The following is a 262-nucleotide window of genomic DNA, read 5'->3' as shown; positions in this document are numbered from 1 at the left end:
CAACCTGCCCGGGTTATTGGAAGTATTGGTGTTGTCGAAACTGGACCTGGCCCAGGGCAGCGCCTACGCCACCACCACCTTGCTGTCCTACGTGATTGCCGGTGTCGGCTTTGTTTCCACCCTGTCGACCCTCGGCGTGAGCTGGGACAAGTTGCAATGGCTGGTGGCTGCGCTGGCGGTGGGCTTGGGCTTCGGGATGCAGGAGATCTTCGCCAACTTCATCTCCGGCATCATGATCCTGTTTGAGCGCCCGGTACGGATC

At 60.3% G+C, this 262-nt stretch carries 1 protein-coding gene; it reads left to right on the top strand.

Annotated features, from left to right (window positions below):
• Nucleotides 1-28: 28 nt before the first annotated feature.
• Nucleotides 29-262, top strand: a 234-nt coding sequence (locus tag FJ988_RS30585; RefSeq protein ID WP_210242797.1) for a mechanosensitive ion channel domain-containing protein, incomplete at its 3' end; no start/stop codon positions are given.

The organism is Mesorhizobium sp. CU3 (assembly GCF_006442965.1).
Taxonomy (GTDB): Bacteria; Pseudomonadota; Alphaproteobacteria; order Rhizobiales; family Rhizobiaceae; genus Mesorhizobium.
The sequence above is the reverse complement of the archived record's forward strand: the minus strand, read 5'-3'. Positions and strand labels throughout refer to the sequence as shown.